Here is a 16,476-nt window from a genome sequence, read left to right on the forward strand (position 1 = left end):
AGCTCACGAACCCCCCGCAGAAAGGGATTTCCATGCCCCGCACCCGTACCCTCAGCCGCATCTCCAGGACCCGGCTCGCCGTCGCCGGTGCCGTCACCGCGGTCCTCGCGGCGAGCGCCCCGGCCGCGTACGCCTCGCTGGACGACGAGTCCCGGCCGTCGCCCTCGTCCGCCACCTCGACCGTCCCCCGCGGCAAGCCCTACATCGAGACCCGGCTGCTCTTCGGGACGGAGCGGCCCGACGGCGGTCCCGCGGTGACCGACAAGCAGTTCATGGCCTTCGTCGACAAGGAGGTCACGCCGGGCTTCCCCGACGGGCTGACGATCCAGAACGGCCGCGGGCAGTGGCGTGACTCCAACGGCACGATCGAGCGCGAGCGTTCGTACGAGCTGATCCTGCTGTATCCGACGGCCGAGGCCCACAGGCGGGACGTCCAGATCGAGGAGATCCGCAGCGACTACGAGAAGGCGTTCGCGCAGGACTCGGTCGCACGGGTCGAGGACCGGACGCGCGTCGACTTCTGATCGCGCGGGGATACGGAGCGGGGATACGGGCGCGCATCGGCCGTGGGGGGCGGCGAGCGGGTGTTCCTGCCGCCGCGTCACCGACTCCGGCTGTCGCCGTGGTGCACGGTCCCGGCCTGGATCACCGTGGCGTGATACGTGCCGCCGCTGATGGTGTTGTTGTACGTGACGCTGCCCGGCTGCGCGTCCGGAGCGGGCGAGGGTGCCAACTCGTCAAGCAGCGCGCGCAGTTCGGCAGCCGCCGCCGGGTCCGCCGCGAGCCTGCGGCGGAGCCGTGAACGCCACTCCGTCCGCACATCGTCCGCGGTCTCCTCGTCCCCGGCGTCGCACGCGGCGACGAGCTCGGCACGCGCCTCCTCCAGCTCTCCGGCGAGGACGTCCTCCTCGCCGCCCCTGCCGCGCGAGAAGAACCCGGCGATCCGGTCCCGCGCCTGCGTCCATCCGTCGGTCACCATCTGCTGCACGAGCGCCGTCGCACCGGTCGCCGCGAGCGCCGCCAACTCAGCGTCCACAGACCGCCTCCCCTTCCTCGCGTCCCCGCTTCTTCCCTGCTTCGTCCCCGCGTCCGCCACGCGTCCGGGGGCCTTCACCGTAGCGCGGGCCACCGACGGTTCACCGGCGGTCGGCCGCCTCCCTCGCCGCGCCTTCGCTCGCTACGTCTCCGCCATGCCCGTCAACGCCCCCACCGGGTCCGCGTCCGCTTCGCCCTCGGGCCACCAGTCGTCCGCGCCCGGCTCGCTCTCGTACGGGTACCAGCGGCCGTCTCTGCCGTAGCGGAGCTGGAGCGTGCCCTCCGCGTTCGTGAGGTGGTTGCGGTGGATCGTCATGCGGGGGAGGTCCGCCGCGACCAGGGCTCCCCGGGCCCGGTCGAAGGGTCCTGCCGGTGGGTCCCAGGGGGCCTCCAGGACCGCAAGGCCCTCCTCGCCGCCCTGGCGCCAGGCCGCCGCCGCCCTGGAGAGGTCGGCGGGGTTGCTCCCCACCGACCTGGCCAGCCCGGCGAATTGGCGGCTGAACGTGCGGCGGCCCGTGAGGCCGGGGTGCGAGGCCGCGAGGCGGACCGCGTCGTGCCAGGGGGACGTGGCCGTGAACGGGTCGGTGCCGGTGGTGAGGAAGGCGTGGGCGCGGGCCGCCGCGTCCGTGACCAGGAATTCCAGGGCCGTCGGGTCCGGGGCGCCGGGGAGGGACGGCAGGACCGGGGGGTCGCCGGGCCGGGGCGGCGCGGGGAGCGGGGCCGGAAGCGGTGAGCGGTACTCCGTGGCCAGGGCCTCGCCGGCCGGGACGCCGGGGAGGGCGGGGCCACCGTCCTGGGCGGGGCCGTTGTGGGGAGGCTGGGCGGGTTGTGCGGCGGGAATGGCTGACGACACGGGGGCGCCCTTCGAGGCCGGGCCCTCCGGCGGCGGCGACGGTGTGTCGCGGGGTGATGAGGCGTCACCGCGGGGCGGGGCGTCACCGGGTGAGGGTGTGTCGCCGGGTGACGGTGTGTCGCCGGGTGACGGTGTGTCGCGGGGTGATGTCAGTCGCCGGACCGCCTGGTGCTCCTCCGCCGCCGACATGCGCGCGTTCCTGTGCGCCAGCTCGTCCAGCAGGTCCTGTTCCTCGCCGCCCCGCAGCAGCAGGAGTACGAACGGGTCGGCGTCCAGGAGGCGTGCCGTCTGGTAGGCCAGGGCTGCCGCGTGCTTGCAGGGGTGCCCGCGGTCCGGGCAGGTGCAGGAGGGGGCCAGTTCGCGGGCGCCGGGCAGGAGCGGGACGTCCGCCCGGGTCGCCGCGTCGGCCAGGGCGTGCGGCATCTCCTTGTCGAGCAGGGCCGCGATGCGCGCGGGGTCGGTGGCGACCGCGTCGAGGAAGCGGTCCCAGTGCTCGGGCAGCATCGTCCGCAGGCGGATCTCCGCGCGGTAGGGGCGGGGGCGGCTGCCGTGGACGTACGCGACGATGCGCCCCGGCGCCACGGTGATCGTGTCGACCGCGCCCTCGCGCGCGTACGTACGGCCGCGGGCCAGGCGGGCCGGGTCCAGGGCGCTCTCCTCCAGCGCGTCGATCCACGCGTTGCCCCACCAGGAGGTGGCGAAGGGGGTGGCCGGATCGGGGTACGCCGGCAGGGCGGGGAAGACGCGGCCGCTGCCCATGCGGCTCGTCTCACTCATCCCACTGGCCCAGCCGAGACCACCGCCCCGCCGCACCCCGGAACCGGCGCCGGGACCGGGGCCACCGCCCGCACGGGCCCCGCCGCCCGGCCCACCGCTGCTCCCCTTCACGCCGTCCTCCTCAGCGCCACCAGGTCCGCCAGCTGCGCGTCCGACAGTTCCGTGAACGCCGACTCGCCGCCCTCGCCGAGCACCGCGTCGGCCAGCGCCTGCTTCGCGGCGAGGAGTTCGGCGATGCGGTCCTCGACCGTGCCCTCGGTGACCAGGCGGTGGACCTGGACCGGCTGCGTCTGGCCGATCCGGTACGCGCGGTCGGTGGCCTGCTCCTCGACCGCCGGGTTCCACCAGCGGTCGTAGTGGATCACGTGGCCCGCCCGGGTCAGGTTCAGGCCCGTGCCCGCCGCCTTCAGGGAGAGGAGGAAGACCGGGACCTCGCCCGACTGGAAGCGGTCCACCATCTCCTCGCGCCGTGCGACGGGCGTGCCGCCGTGCAGGAGCTGGGACCCGATGCCGCGGGACGACAGGTGCGCCTCGATGAGGCGCGCCATCTCCACGTACTGCGTGAAGACCAGGACCGCGCCCGCGCTCTCCGACTCCGCGAGGATCGTGTCGAGGAGCTCGTCGAGGAGCTCCAGCTTTCCCGAGCGGGGGCGGCCCGTCCGCGTCGTCAGCGCGCCGTCCTTCAGGTACTGCGCCGGGTGGTTGCAGATCTGCTTCAGCGCCATCAGGAGCTTCATGACCAGGCCCCGGCGCGCCATGCCGTCCGACGCCTCGATGCGGGCCAGCGTCTCGCGCACCACCGCCTCGTAGAGGGAGGTCTGTTCGCGGGTGAGGGTGACGGGGTGGTCCGTCTCCGTCTTCGGCGGGAGCTCCGGGGCGATCCCCGGGTCGGACTTCTTGCGGCGCAGGAGGAAGGGGCGCACCAGCCGGGCGAGGCGGTCCAGCGCCTCGTCGTTCGCACCGTCCCCCGCGGGGTCGCCGCCCTCGACCAGCCGCGCGTGCCGGGCGCGGAACGCCTTCAGGGGGCCGAGCAGGCCCGGGGTCGTCCAGTCGAGCAGGGCCCACAGCTCGGAGAGGTTGTTCTCCACGGGGGTGCCGGTGAGCGCGACCCGCGCCGGGGACGGGATCGTGCGCAGGGCCTTCGCCGTCGCCGCGTGCGGGTTCTTGACGTGCTGCGCCTCGTCCGCGACGACAAGGCCCCAGCGCTGACCGGCCAGTTCGGTGGCGCTCGCGCGCATCGTCGCGTACGTGGTGAGGACGAAGCCGCCGTCGGCGTCCAGGCCCGCGAGGGTGCGGCCCGGGCCGTGGAAGCGGCGTACCGGCACGCCGGGCGCGAAGCGCTCGACCTCCCGCTGCCAGTTGCCGAGGAGCGAGGCGGGGCAGACCACGAGCGTCGGCGCGGGGTGTGCCCGGTGGAGGTGCAGGGCGATCAGCGTGATCGTCTTGCCGAGGCCCATGTCGTCGGCGAGGCAGCCGCCGAGGCCCAGCGACGTCATGCGGTCCAGCCAGGCCAGGCCCCTGAGCTGGTAGTCGCGCAGGGTGGCGTGCAGGCCGGGCGGCTGGGCGACCGTGTCGAGGTCGCCCGTCACGCGCTCGCGCAGTCGGGCCAGGGCGCCGACGGGGACGGCGGGCACCTGCTCGCCGTCCACCTCGGCCGCGCCGGTGAGCGCGACCGACAGGGCGTCCACGGGATCGAGTAGGCCGAGGTCGCGCTTGCGTGCCTTGCGGACGAGCTCGGGGTCGACCAGGACCCATTGGTCCCGGAGGCGGACGACGGGGCGGTGCGCCTCCGCGAGCACGTCGAGTTCCGCGTCGGTCAGCGGCGCGTCCTGGTCGCCGAACGCCACCTGCCAGCGGAACTCCAGGAGCTGTTCGGTCTTGAAGAAGTCGAAGTTGTCGGCGGCGGTGCCGGGGGCCGGGCGGACCACGGCGGTCGCGGTGAGGCCGCGGGTGAGCTCCCTCGGCCAGTGGACGGCCACCCCGGCCGCGGCGAGCCGGCCTGCCGCCGCGCCGAGCAGGTCGTACAACTCCTCCTCGCTCAGCGGCAGCACGTCGGGCCGCGGCCGCTCAAGGAGCCTGCCGAGCGGCGGCCATACGCGGGCGGCGCGGCGCAGCGCGAGCAGGGTGTCGACGCGGGCGCGCGGGCCGAAGTGGTCGGCGCCCGCCCAGAGGCCCGGCACGTCCGTGACGAGCGCCGGATCGGCGAGGCTGTGCACCTGGACGACGGCGGCGGCCGGGCTGGCGACGGCGGTGCGGGGGACGGCGGTGCGGGGGACGGCGGTGCGGGGGACGGCCTCGGCGGGGCCTTCGTCCTCGCTGTCCGCCGATTCCCCCGCGGAGCCTGCGAAGCCCTCTCCCCCGTCGAACACCTCGTGCGCCCGCAGGTCGAGCCGCAGCGACACCCGTACCCCGGCGTCCATTCCGGCCGCGACCTCGGCCGCCCACTCCCGCGCTCCCGGCAGCCGCCGCGGCTCGCGTGCGGCGAAGGGCGCGCCCACCGCGTACGCCGCGGCCGGGGTGCGCGGCAGCGCGTCGACCACCGCGTCGACGAAGGCTCTGACCAGGGCGAACGGCTGCGGCAGCCGCAGCGGTCCGGGGCCGGGCAAGGGTGTCGCGTGGGCCTCGGCGGGCAGCGCCGCGGCGATGGCCCGCAGGTGCGCCACATCGGCCTCGTCCAGCGGTCCCGCCCGCCACGCGTCCAGGTCGCACGCGGTCAGGCCGGGCAGCAGTCTGCCCCGCGCCGCCAGGTGCAGCGCATGGCGGGCGGCCGCACCCCAGCAGGCCGCGGCCGGTTGCGGACGCTCGGCGCGCAGCAGCAGCGGCACGGCCTCGGCGACCGGCAGGAACAGCGCGGGAACCGTCCGCCTACGGGCGCCCTTGCCGTGCTTTCGGGCGACGACGAGGTCACCGCGTACACCGGCAGGGCCCGCCCGCTCCGGAAGGTCACCACTGTCCGGACCCGGGCGCCAGAAGGCCATCCGGCCCTCCTGGGGCGCCTCCGCCGGGAGGAAGACGGCGGCGCAGGAGCGTACGAGGAAGGCGTCGTCGGCGCCCGTCCCGTCCGCCGCTCGCGCGCCCGTCGCCGTCTCCGCCGTCATCACCACCGCCGCCTCACCGAGCCCCAGCTCACGCCACCTGTCCCCACGCTCGCCACCCTAGGCGAGACCACTGACAACGCCGGGGCAACCACATCGAGCCCCCCACGAAGCCCCCGGCGACGGGCCCGCGGCCGCCCCTCCCGCTCCCGCTCCCGCTCCCGGCGAGCGACGACAGGCACCGACAGGCGTCGCCAAACACCCACATGAACACTGGCAGGAAAGTTTCCTAACAATAATTCATCCGAACTTATTGACGCGCACATGTCGCATCGCCAGGATTCCCCTCGAGACGGACCGGCACCCCCACGCCTAACCGAGGAGACGGACATGTCGCCCACCCCCCGCGCCATGGCAAGCCCTGGAAGTCCCGAGAACTCCCGCAAGAGGAAGGCGCGTTGGGGCGTTCCCGTCGCCGCGGGCGCCTCGCTCGCCCTCGTCGGCGGCGCCCTGCTCTGGTCCCCCGCCGGGCAGGCCGACGTCTCCCCGGCCGCCCACGCCCAGGCGGGCTTCACCGCGGTCGCCGCGGGGGACATCGCCGAGCAGTGCACCGCGAGCAGCAGCAGCTGCAAGCACGTCAAGACCGCCGCGCTGGTCAAGCAGATCAACCCGTCCTTCGTGATGACCATGGGCGACAACCAGTACGACGACGCGCGCCTGAAGGACTTCCAGAACTACTACGACAAGACCTGGGGCGCCTTCAAGAGCAAGACGCGGCCCGTCCCCGGCAACCACGAGAGCTACGACCCGGCGGGCGCGTTCAAGGGCTACAAGTCCTACTTCGGGTCCGTCGCCTACCCCGACGGCAAGAGCTACTACAGCTTCGACCGGGGCAACTGGCATTTCATCGCGCTCGACTCCAACAACTTCGACGACGACGAGCAGATCGACTGGCTCAAGGACGACCTCGCCGCCAACTCCAAGAAGTGCGTGGCCGCGTACTGGCACCACCCCCTCTTCTCCTCCGGCGAGCACGGCAACGACCCGGTGAGCCGCCCGGTCTGGAAGCTGCTCCAGGCCAACAAGGCCGAGCTGGTCCTGAACGGCCACGACCACCACTACGAGCGGTTCGCCCCGCAGAACGCGGACGGCAAGGCCGACGCCAACGGCATCGTGGAACTCCTCGGCGGCATGGGCGGCGCCAACCCCTACGACATCGAGGAGGTCCAGCCCAACAGCCAGAAGCGGCTCACGGACACCTTCGGCGTGGTCAAGCTGAACTTCACCGACACCGGATTCTCCTGGAACCTCGTCGCCACGGACGGCTCGACGAAGGACACCAGCCCGTCCTACTCCTGCCGCTGAGCCGGCCGGAGCACCGCGATGTACCTCGCTTCCACGGGCGCGGTCACTCAAGGCGACGCGGCCGCCGAGACCCCGGAGCGGTCCGGGGCCCGGCGCGGCCGCGTCGCGGGCCCCGTCCTCGCGCTCGGCGCCGTCAGTCTCGTCACGGACATCTCCTCCGAGATGGTCACGGCCGTCCTGCCCCTCTACTTCGTCCTCCAACTAGGCCTCTCTCCGCTCCAGTTCGGCTTCCTGGACGGGCTCTACAACGGCGTCACGGCCCTGGTGCGGCTGGCCGGCGGGTACGCCGCCGACCGCGGCGGGCGGCACAAGCTGGTCGCGGGCGGCGGCTACGCCCTCTCCGCGCTGTCCCGGCTCGGGCTGCTGCTCGCGGGCGGCGCCACCGCCGGGATCGGCACCGCGCTCGTCGCCGACCGCATCGGCAAGGGCGTACGCACCGCGCCGCGCGACGCGCTCATCTCGCTGAGCAGCCCGCCCGACGCGCTGGGCCGCGCCTTCGGCGTGCACCGCGCGATGGACACGACGGGCGCGCTGCTCGGGCCGCTCGCCGCGTTCGCGCTGCTGTGGGCGACCGCGGACGCGTACGACTCCGTGTTCGTGGTCAGCTTCTGCTTCGGGCTGCTCGGGGTGGTGATGCTGGTCGCGTTCGTGCCGGGGCAGGCGCGTCCGGCCGGGGTGCCCGCGCCCAAGAGCGCTTCCCGCCCCAGGACCGGCGCCCTCGACCTGCTCCGGGTCCGTGCCTTCCGGCGCGTGCTCGGCGCCGCCGCGCTGCTCGGCGCGGCCACCATCGGTGACTCCTTCCTCTACCTCCTCCTCCAGCGGCGGCTCGACTTCGCGATCTCGTGGTTCCCGCTGCTGCCGCTGGGCTCCGCCGCCGTCTACCTGCTGCTCGCGGTGCCTGCCGGGCGGCTCGCCGACCGCACGGGACGACGCGTGCCGTTCCTCGCCGGACACGTGGCCCTGCTCGGCGGCTACCTCCTGCTGCTCTCCCCCACCGAAGGCCGGCCCCTGCTGATCGGCGTCCTGCTCCTGCTCGGCATCTTCTACGCCGCCACCGACGGGGTCCTGATGGCTCTCGTCGCCCCCGTGGTCGCCCAGGAACGGCGGGCGAGCGGCATGGCCGTCCTGCAGACCGGCCAGGCTCTCGCGCGGCTCGTCGGCGCCGCGGGGTTCGGGGCCGCCTGGACACTGTGGGGCATCAGCACGGCGCTGACCTGCGCGGCACTCGCGCTGACCGTGGCGCTCACCGGTGCGGCCGTCCTGCTTCCGCCCTCCGAAAGGCGCCCATGACCACCACGCCTCACACGGGACCGGAACGCTCCCCCGGCCCCCTCCGCTCCCTCCGCTCCCGGATCGTGGCCGTCGCCGCGGCCACCGCCGTCCTCGCGGGCGTCGCCGTCGCGTACACCCTGAACGCGGCGCAGAGCGCCCAGTCGGCGGACGCCACATCGGAGTTCGGCCTCGACCGGGGGCACCTCTACTTCCGCAGCACGGAAGCCGGCGCGGGCCGGGTCGCCCGCCTTCCCTCGTCCGGCAGGACCACGGCCGCACCCGGCAAGGCCACCCGCACCACTGGCACCGCCCGCACCACCGGCGGCCCCTCCTGCGAGCGCTTCTACGCCGCCGCGGGCACGGCTCTGTGTCTTCAGCGCCGTGCCGGAATCCCGCCCAGGTCGTACGCCGTCGTCCTGGACGACCGGCTCCGCGAGAAGCGCCGTATCGCACTCACCGGGATACCCAACCGCGCACGCGTCTCGGCGTCGGGCCGGATGCTGTCCTGGACGATGTTCGCCACCGGCGACTCCTACGCGGGCTCCTCCTTCTCCACCCGCACCTCGATCCTGGACACCCGCACCGGCTACCTGATCAAGAACATGGAGGAGATCCCTCTCACCCTCGACGGCCGCCGCTACCACGCCCCCGACGTCAACTACTGGGGCGTGACCTTCGCGGACGACGACAACCGCTTCTACGCGACCGTCTCGACCAAGGGCAGCACGTATCTCGTACGCGGCGACATGAGGAAGTGGGCGGCGACCGCCCTTCGCCGGAATGTCGAATGCCCCTCCCTCTCCCCCGACAACACCCGCCTCGCCTTCAAGAAGCGGGTGCGGAAGGGGACGCGGGACCCCTGGCGCCTGTACGTCCTCGACCTCCGCACGATGCGCGAACGCCCCCTCGCCGAGCGCCGCAGCGTCGACGACCAGGCGGCCTGGCTGGACGACGACACCCTCGCGTACGCACTCCCCGGCGAGGACGGCCGCAAGCAGGACATCTGGACGACGCCCGCCGACGGCTCGGGGCGGCCCGCTTTGCGGGTACGGGGCGGGAGTTCACCGGCGGCGGTGCGCTGAGAGCCGGCCCGAAATTCGGATGCGTGAGCGGCCTTGCCCCCGCACGATCACCGCATGACCACACCGGAACGCACCGTCGTGCCCACCCTCTTCCCACCTCCCGGTTACGCCCACGCCGCCGTCGTCGAAGCCGGCACCCGGCTCGCCTTCATGGCGGGCTCCGTCCCCCTCGACCCGGCCGGGAACCTCGTCGGCGAGGGGGACATCGGCCGCCAGACCGAGCAGGCCGTCGCCAACCTCGACGAGGCGCTGCGCGCGGTGGGCAGCGATCTTTCCCTGGTGGTGGCCAGCACCGTGTACGTGGTCGGCGACGACCCCGCCACCCTCGACCTCGCGTGGCAGGTCGTCCAGGCATCCGCCCTGCACACGGGACCGCACACCTCGACACTGCTCGGCACGTCCTGCCTCGGCTACCGGGGGCAGCTCGTCGAGATCACCGCCACCGCGGTCGTCCCCGGCCGTTGACCCCTCCTAGCTCCGCGCCCGGCGGGCGAGGCCCAAGGCGTATTCCGGCCACCACTGGCCGGCCCGCGGGCCGCCCCGGCACGGTCCGTCGGACTCACCGGGGCGCTTGATCCACAGGTAGGCGTCGAGCGCGGGGTCGCCGGTCTCGGCGGTGGGCGGCCTGCCGAGGGCGCGGCCCGGCGGGTTGCACCAGGCCTGGTCGCCCGCGTAGGGGCCGTTGCCGTTGCGGCTGCTGTCGATGACGAAGTGCTTGTCGCCGCCGAGCTCCTTGACGAGCCGGTGCCCGTACGCGGAACTCACCTCGTCCGTATGGTGGTTGGAGACGTTCAGCGCGAAACCGTCGGCCTCGGCGATACCGGCGCGGCGCAGCGGGTCGAGAAGGCGCCGCTCGTCGGGGATCCAGCCGGCGTTGCCCGCGTCGAGGTACACCTTGGTGTGCGGCTGGCGCTTGAGGCGCTGGACCGCGTGGGCGAGCAGCGCGTACCGCTCGGCGGCGTCCGCGCGCGGGCAGCCCGCCACCAGCTGGGCGACGGCGTCCGGTTCCACGATCACGTACGCGCCCCGGGTGCCGAGCCCCGAGGCGAACTCCTCGATCCACCGCCGGTATTCGGCCGCGTCGCGGGCACCGCCCGAGGAGTACGCGCCGCAGTCGCGGTGCGGGATGAAGTAGGCGACGAAGACCGCGGTGCGGCCCGCCTTCGCCGCCGCCTCGACGTAGGAGCCGACGGTGGCCTCCGGCCCGCTCCCGTACAGCCAGACGGCCTGTGGCCGCGCCGCGATGCGCTCGACGAGGCGGGCGTCGGCGGTGCGGCCCTCCCGCTGCCACTGGGCGACCTGGCGGACGGCGGCGCTGTCGGGATCGACCCAGAAGTCGGGGACGGCGGGGACGGCGGGGACGGCGGGGGCAGCGGGAGCGGCCGGGGCGGTGGGCGGGGCCGTCTGCATGGGGGCTGGTGCTTCGGTGGGGGCTGGTGCTTCGGTGGGGGCTGGTGCTTCGGTGGGGACGGCTGCCCCGGTGGGAGTGGCCGTCTCCGTCGCCGCAGCCGTCTCCGTCGGTGCGGGCGGTCCCGTCGGTGCGGGCGGCGGTCCCGTCGGCTCCGCGCCGTCCGCTGCCGCCCCGCCGCCCGTCGCCACCGTACTCAGCGCGCCCAGCAGGAGCGTGGCGGCGAGCACGGTCCGGGAGCGGGAGCGGCCGGGGCGGGGGAAGGGGACGGAGAGGCGCGGTCGGAGACGGCGGAATGGCTGCGGAGGCACCGGGCGGCTCCAGTCGTTCGACGTGACGGCGCCGGTGGTGTCCGGCGCTTCCCCGGAGTGTTCGGTCGGCGCGCCGCGGCGGAAACCCGTACCCGGCCGCGTGCACGGCGGTTCGCCCCGAAGATCACCCGGACGGCGGCGCCCCCCGCGTACCAAGATCGTCAAGTACGTGCCCGAGGAGGGTGGTTGGCGTCCCCACCGAGGAGGTGCCCACCGCCCGCCCCGGGCCCCCGACGCACGTCAGTCCGCCCTCGCGTTCCGCATCCGTCCGTACGCGTAGACGCAGCCCGCGAGCGCCAGGTCGGAGAGCAGCATGAAGCCGATCGAGTACGTGCCCTTCGCGCTGTGGATCGCGCCCATGACCAGGGGCGGCACGAAGCCGCCGAGGCCGCCCACCGCGCCCACGATGCCCGTGACGGAGCCGACCTGCGGCTGCGGGGTGACCTGCGAGACGAGGGCGAAGACGCTGCCGCTCGCGGTGCCGAGGCCGGCCGCCATGGCGAGGAAGCAGATCGTGCCCGTCGGGTTCAGCCGCGGGTCGAAGGCCTGCACGACGGCGAAGAGCGCGACCACCGCGAGGGCGGTCGTGGTGACCGTGGCCGGGTGGATACGGTCGGAGAGCCAGCCGCCGACGGGCCGGAAGACGACGGTGACGAGCGCGAAGCCGGCCGCCTTGGTCCCGGCGTCGGTGGGCGAGAGGTCGTACCAGGTCTTGAGGTACGTCGGCAGGTACACGCCGAAGGCGACGATTCCGCCGAAGCCGATCGCGTACAGCGCGGACAGCTCCCAGGTGACGCGCAGCCGGCCCGCCGTGGCGAGCCGGGTGCCGAGGGAGCTGGTGGGCACGGTCCTGTCGGGGCGGTCGGTGATGAGGAAGAAGGCGAGCACCGCGAAGGCGGCGAGAGCGACGGCCACGACGACGAACGGCAGGTTGTCGCCGTGCTCGGCGATGCGCGGTGTGAAGTAGCCGGAGAGCGCCACACCGCCCATGCCCATGCCGAAGACGCCGAGCGCGAAGCCCCTGCGGGCGGGCGGGAACCAGGAGTTGACCAGCGGGATGCCGATGGCGAACGTGGTGCCGCCGAGGCCCAGCAGGAAGCCGACCCCGAGCATCGCCAGGTAGCTGTTCCTGGCCGGGATGATCAGCAGCACCGGGACGATCGTGAGCGCCGAGACCAGCGGGAACATCAGCCGCGCGCCGTAGCGGTCGGTGAGCGCGCCGACCGGGACGCGGCCCAGCGAGCCCACGATCACGGGGACGGCGACCAGCAGCGACTGCTCGAAGGAGCTGAGCCCCAGGCGGTCCTTGAAGTCGCTGCCGAGCGGCGCCACCAGGTCCCAGGCCCAGAAGGTGAGCGTGAATCCGACCGTCGCCACGGCCAGGTTGCGGTAGGCCGCGGAGGAGGGCTCTGGCGGCTTGGCTGCGCGGGTCTCGTCCACGTCCTCAACGTAGGAATCACCGCCCGGCGCGGCTCACTGTGCTGGGCTGTTCGGGTGCAGTCCCGCCTCGAAGGCGGCGGCGCCCAGCACCTCGCGCAGCATCGCGGGCGTCAGCCGCCCGGTGAACGTGTTGCGCTGGCTGACGTGGAAGCAGCCGAAGACGTCCAGCGGCTCCCGGCCCTCGCCGCCCGCGAGCGTCGTCCGCGCCCCGTGCCCGAACGCCGGACGCGGCTTCGGCAGCTGCCAGCCCGCCGCCGCGAACGCCGGCATCGCGGCCTGCCAGCCGAAACCGCCGAGCACCACGACCGCCCTGAGCGTCGGGGCGAGCAGGTTCAACTCGCTCACCAGCCAGGACCGGCAGGTGTCGCGCTCCCCCGTGGTGGGCTTGTTGTCGGGCGGCGCGCAGTGCACGGGCGAGGTGATGCGGGTGCCGTACAGGGTGAGGCCGTCGTCGGCGCTCTCGGCGGTGGGCCGGGAGGCGAGCCCCACGTCGTACAGCGCCGGGTAGAGGAATTCGCCGGAGCGGTCACCGGTGAACATCCGCCCCGTGCGGTTGGCGCCGTGCGCGGCGGGCGCGAGGCCGATGATCAGGAGGGCGGCGTCGGGCGGCCCGAAGCCGGGCACGGGCCGCCCCCAGTACTCCCAGTCGGCGAAGGCCGCGCGTTTGGAGCGTGCGACCTCCTCGCGCCACTCCACGAGGCGGGGGCAGGCACGGCATTCGGTGATCCGCTCGTCCAGTTCGCTCAGGCCGTCCATGCCTCCACCGTACGTACGCCCGCGTACCCGCAGCGTCCGGGCCCCCGCAGAGCCCGTGTCAGGTCAGCGCGGCGCCCAGCGCCACGAAGGCGCAGATGAGCGCCGCCAGGACGGCGAGGAGCGGCCACACGAACCGCAGGTACTTGTCGTAGCCGACCTTCGCGAGCGCCACGCCGCCGATGGTGACGGCCGTGGTCGGCACCCACAGGTTCATCCAGCCGCTCGCCGCCTGCCAGGCCGTGACGACGACCGCCCGCGGGACTCCGGCGAAGTCGGCGAGCGGGGCGAGGATCGGCATGGCGAGCGTGGCGTGGCCGGAGGTGGAGGGGATGAGGAAGGCGAGCGGCAGGTTCACGAGGAAGACGATGACCGCGAAGACACCCGACGACGTCCCTTTCACCACCCCCTCGATGGAGTGCAGGACGGTGTCCGTGATCTTCGAGTTGTTCATGATCGTCGTGACGCCGCGGGCGAGCAGGATGACCAGCGCGGGCGAGACGAAGTCCGCGGCGCCCTGGATGATCGTCGAGCTGAGCCGCTGCTCGCCCATCCGCGCGACCAGACCGACGAGCACGGCCGCGCAGAGGAAGAGGGCGGCCAGCTGCGGGAAGGACCAGCCGAGTTCGAAGCCGTACGGCTGCGCGTCCGCCTTGCCGGTGAGCGCGCTGGACCAGGGCACCACCGAGAAGATCATGAAGGCGAAGACCAGCGCCGTGGTGACGAGCACCGCCTTGTGCAGCCGGGTCAGCTCCGGCGCCTCGTCGGCCTCGGCGGCCTGCTCGCGGTCCCGGTCGCCCGGCAGGAACCCGGAGAGGGAGCGCTCCGGGTCGCTCCGGACGCGCCTCGCGTAGCGGATGACGTAGGCGACCGTGACGCCGGTCAGGACGGCCCACATGGCGAAGCGGAGCACGATGCCGTCGCCGAGCGAGATGTCCGCCGCGGACGAGGCGACGCCGGTCGCGAACGGGTTCACCGTCGAGCACAGCACCCCGACGCCCGCGCCGAGGATGATGGCGCCGACGGCGGTCATGCGGTCGTAGCCGAGGGCGAGCATCAGCGGCACGATCAGGCCGTAGAAGCCGAGCGTCTCCTCGGCGAAGCCCTCGACCGTGCCGAGCACGGAGAAGACGACCATGATCCCGGCGATGAGCAGCGCGCCGCGCTCCCGCAGCCGGTGCGCGAGCCGCTCGATGCCGCGGTCGAGCGCGCCCGTCGCGAAGACGACGGTGATGAACGCGCCGATGGCCAGCACGAACAGGAAGACGCCCGCGCTGCCGTAGAGCGACCCCGCGTTGTCCGGCGCGACCAGCGAGGTCTTCTCGTCCTGGATGCCGTAGAGGCCGTTGACGGGCGACAGGAAGAGGTCGTTCAGGCGGCCGGTGAAGGACTGCCCGGAGTCGACGCGGTGGTAGGTGCCCTGGACGGGGGCGCCGGAGCCGCTCCGGTCGTACTGTCCCGAGGGGATCAGGAAGGCGAGCAGCCAGACGGCGACGGTGACGACGGCGAGGACGGTCAGGGCGCTGGGGAAGGTGAACTTCCGCTTCTGCGGGGGCGCTTCGGACGGGTCGCCGCCCACGGGCGTCTCGGTCGAGCTCACGCGGCACCGCCCGCCGAGGGCTTCGAGCGGTTCGAGCGGCCCGCGTCCGGCCGCTCGAAGCCGTCGGCGTACTCCCGTACGAAGGCGCACAGGGCGACGACCGTGTTGCGCAGCTCCGAGAAGAGGACGCGCTCGTTCGGGGCATGCAGATTGCACATGCTGTCCTGCGCCCCGAAGAGCAGCACCTCGGCGCCGGGCACCGCCTTCGCAAGACCGTTGACCAGCGGAATCGACCCGCCCGTCGCTACGTACGAGGCGCCCTTCCCCCATGCCTCCCGCAGCGCGTCGAGCGCGGCGCGGTAGGCGGGCCCGCCGGTGGCCGCCTGATATCCGGGCCCCGTGTCACCGGGCGTGACCGTGAGCGCGATCCCGAAGGGCCGGAGCGAACGCAGGTGCTCGACGAGCCTGCCCTGTGCCTCGCGCGGGTCCTGCCGCGGGTGGAAGCGGAGGTTCAGCTTGGCTCTGGCGTACGGCACCACGGCGGACGCGGCCTGCTCCACGCCCGGCGCGTCGAGGCCGATGACGGTGATCGCGGGCCCGCTCCACAGCCGCTCGCCCAGGCTGCCGCTGCCCATCAGCGGCGCCCCGTCCCGCACACCGGCGAGCGAACGGAACTCCTCCTCCGTGTACGAGGTGCCGTCCCACTCCTCGCGCCTGAGCCCCTCGACGGCGACATCCCCGTGGACGTCGTGCAGGGTGCCGAGCGCCTTGAGCAGGACGAGCAGCGCGTCGGGCGCAGCCCCGCCGAACTCCCCGCTGTGGCGCGGCTCGTCGAGGGTGCGGACCTCGGCCGTCACCTCGGCGGCGCCGCGCAGACCGGTGGTGAGGGTGGGGGTGCCGGGGCGGATGTTGCCGAGGTCGGCGATGACCATGGCGTCACAGGCGAACCGCTCCGGGTCGGTGGGCGGATAGCCGTCGAAGGCGCTGCCGTACTCCTCCTGCCACTCAATGACGATCTTGACCCCGACCGGCGGCCTGCCCTCGTACGCCCGCAGCATGCCCAGGTGCGCGATGACGTTGGACTTGTCGTCGGCGATGCCCCGGGCGCGCAGGCCGCCGCCCGCCTCTTCGACGGGTGTCGGCTCGAAGGGCGGGGACTTCCAGAGGGCCTCGTCGCCGGGCGGCTGCACGTCGTAGTGGCCGTAGAGCAGGACGGTCGGTGCGTCCGGCGACGGCGGCGGGATCTCGCCGTAGATCACCGGGGCGGTGTCCGGCAGGTCGAGCCGCTCGACGCGCTCCACCCCGGCGTCGCGCAACAGCCCGGCCACCAGGTCGTGGGCCTCCTCCACCGGCCCCGCGGGGAACCCGGGAAAGGAGATCGAGGGGATCGCGGCGAGCCGTTCCAGGTCGGCGCGGAGCCCGCCCATCAGAGCGTCGACGGTGGCTTCGAAAGACGTCATGGGCAGCACTCCTGGGCGTCGCGCGAGTCACGTGAGGTGCGCGAGTCGCGTGTCATGTCCTCACGTCCGGACCGTTTTGTTGTGATCGGTCCGAATTATCGACGCCCAAGGTCAGCGGTTTCCGGACGGCTCGCCGTGCGACGGG

13 protein-coding genes are annotated in these 16,476 nt (G+C 73.7%); 5 read left to right on the forward strand and 8 right to left on the reverse strand.

Going from position 1 to position 16,476, the window contains the following annotated elements; all coding sequences use genetic code 11:
• The first annotated feature begins 32 nt into the window (after window positions 1–32).
• A complete protein-coding gene (locus AC07DI_RS21290) occupies window positions 33–524 on the forward strand; it encodes a DUF3574 domain-containing protein (protein ID WP_478905649.1) in 492 nt (163 codons plus the stop codon).
• Window positions 525–601: 77 nt separating this feature from the next.
• Here AC07DI_RS21290 and AC07DI_RS21295 read toward each other — a convergent pair whose 3' ends face one another.
• From AC07DI_RS21295 to AC07DI_RS21305, 3 genes are all read right to left on the reverse strand, one after another.
• Window positions 602–1,036, reverse strand: a complete 435-nt coding sequence (locus tag AC07DI_RS21295) for a hypothetical protein (protein ID WP_478905650.1) — start codon at window positions 1,034–1,036, stop codon at window positions 602–604.
• 141 nt (window positions 1,037–1,177) lie between these two features.
• A complete protein-coding gene (locus AC07DI_RS21300) occupies window positions 1,178–2,776 on the reverse strand; it encodes an SWIM zinc finger family protein (RefSeq protein ID WP_478905651.1) in 1,599 nt (532 codons plus the stop codon).
• Window positions 2,773–5,763 (reverse strand): DEAD/DEAH box helicase, encoded by a 2,991-nt coding sequence (locus tag AC07DI_RS21305; protein ID WP_478905652.1) that lies wholly within the window; start codon window positions 5,761–5,763, stop codon window positions 2,773–2,775. Before AC07DI_RS21305 ends, AC07DI_RS21300 begins: the two co-directional genes overlap by 4 nt.
• A 327-nt stretch (window positions 5,764–6,090) precedes the next feature.
• On the opposite strand from AC07DI_RS21305, the gene AC07DI_RS21310 reads away from it, so the two are divergent.
• From AC07DI_RS21310 to AC07DI_RS21325, 4 genes are read left to right on the forward strand one after another with little or no spacing between them, the layout of a single operon-like run.
• Window positions 6,091–7,065 carry a metallophosphoesterase family protein gene (locus AC07DI_RS21310; protein WP_478905653.1) on the forward strand — a complete coding sequence of 325 codons (975 nt, stop codon included), beginning with the start codon at window positions 6,091–6,093 and terminating at the stop codon, window positions 7,063–7,065.
• 18 nt (window positions 7,066–7,083) lie between these two features.
• Window positions 7,084–8,355, forward strand: coding sequence for an MFS transporter (locus tag AC07DI_RS21315; protein WP_478905654.1), 1,272 nt, complete (start codon window positions 7,084–7,086; stop codon window positions 8,353–8,355).
• Window positions 8,352–9,419 (forward strand): TolB-like translocation protein, encoded by a 1,068-nt coding sequence (locus tag AC07DI_RS21320; RefSeq protein ID WP_478905655.1) that lies wholly within the window; start codon window positions 8,352–8,354, stop codon window positions 9,417–9,419. The genes AC07DI_RS21315 and AC07DI_RS21320 overlap by 4 nt, the downstream gene beginning before the upstream one ends.
• 54 nt (window positions 9,420–9,473) lie before the next feature.
• The gene (locus AC07DI_RS21325) at window positions 9,474–9,884 is read left to right on the forward strand and encodes a RidA family protein (RefSeq protein WP_478905656.1); all 411 of its coding nucleotides are present in this window, start codon (window positions 9,474–9,476) and stop codon (window positions 9,882–9,884) included.
• Window positions 9,885–9,890: 6 nt separating this feature from the next.
• On the opposite strand, the gene AC07DI_RS21330 is transcribed toward AC07DI_RS21325, so the two are convergent.
• The 5 genes from AC07DI_RS21330 to AC07DI_RS21350 all read right to left on the reverse strand — a co-directional run bounded on the left by AC07DI_RS21330 (window position 9,891) and on the right by AC07DI_RS21350 (window position 16,331).
• Window positions 9,891–11,138 carry a glycoside hydrolase family 6 protein gene (locus AC07DI_RS21330; RefSeq protein WP_478905657.1) on the reverse strand — a complete coding sequence of 416 codons (1,248 nt, stop codon included), beginning with the start codon at window positions 11,136–11,138 and terminating at the stop codon, window positions 9,891–9,893.
• A gap of 240 nt (window positions 11,139–11,378) precedes the next feature.
• Complete coding sequence (locus AC07DI_RS21335; RefSeq protein WP_478905658.1) at window positions 11,379–12,578, reverse strand: MFS transporter; 1,200 nt, start codon at window positions 12,576–12,578, stop codon at window positions 11,379–11,381.
• Between the two features lie 33 nt (window positions 12,579–12,611).
• Entirely contained in the window at window positions 12,612–13,334 is a 723-nt protein-coding gene (locus AC07DI_RS21340; RefSeq protein ID WP_478905659.1) for a uracil-DNA glycosylase, read from the reverse strand.
• 58 nt (window positions 13,335–13,392) lie between these two features.
• Window positions 13,393–14,931 carry a YfcC family protein gene (locus AC07DI_RS21345; RefSeq protein ID WP_478905660.1) on the reverse strand — a complete coding sequence of 513 codons (1,539 nt, stop codon included), beginning with the start codon at window positions 14,929–14,931 and terminating at the stop codon, window positions 13,393–13,395.
• Complete coding sequence (locus AC07DI_RS21350) at window positions 14,928–16,331, reverse strand: M20/M25/M40 family metallo-hydrolase (protein WP_478905661.1); 1,404 nt, start codon at window positions 16,329–16,331, stop codon at window positions 14,928–14,930. Before AC07DI_RS21350 ends, AC07DI_RS21345 begins: the two co-directional genes overlap by 4 nt.
• Between the last annotated feature and the right edge of the window lie 145 nt (window positions 16,332–16,476).

It is taken from the genome of Streptomyces sp. NPDC044106, assembly GCF_056433985.1.

Excerpts from the sequence above, each read along its gene's own strand:
- AC07DI_RS21350 (WP_478905661.1), bottom strand. The coding sequence starts at position 16,331 with ATGACGTCTTTCGAAGCCACCGTCGACGCTCTGATGGGCGGGCTCCGC.
- AC07DI_RS21320 (WP_478905655.1), top strand. The coding sequence starts at position 8,352 with ATGACCACCACGCCTCACACGGGACCGGAACGCTCCCCCGGCCCCCTC.
- AC07DI_RS21310 (WP_478905653.1), top strand. The coding sequence starts at position 6,091 with ATGTCGCCCACCCCCCGCGCCATGGCAAGCCCTGGAAGTCCCGAGAAC.
- AC07DI_RS21290 (WP_478905649.1), top strand. The coding sequence starts at position 33 with ATGCCCCGCACCCGTACCCTCAGCCGCATCTCCAGGACCCGGCTCGCC.
- AC07DI_RS21325 (WP_478905656.1), top strand. The coding sequence starts at position 9,474 with ATGACCACACCGGAACGCACCGTCGTGCCCACCCTCTTCCCACCTCCC.
- AC07DI_RS21340 (WP_478905659.1), bottom strand. The coding sequence starts at position 13,334 with ATGGACGGCCTGAGCGAACTGGACGAGCGGATCACCGAATGCCGTGCC.
- AC07DI_RS21315 (WP_478905654.1), top strand. The coding sequence starts at position 7,084 with ATGTACCTCGCTTCCACGGGCGCGGTCACTCAAGGCGACGCGGCCGCC.
- AC07DI_RS21305 (WP_478905652.1), bottom strand. The coding sequence starts at position 5,763 with ATGACGGCGGAGACGGCGACGGGCGCGCGAGCGGCGGACGGGACGGGC.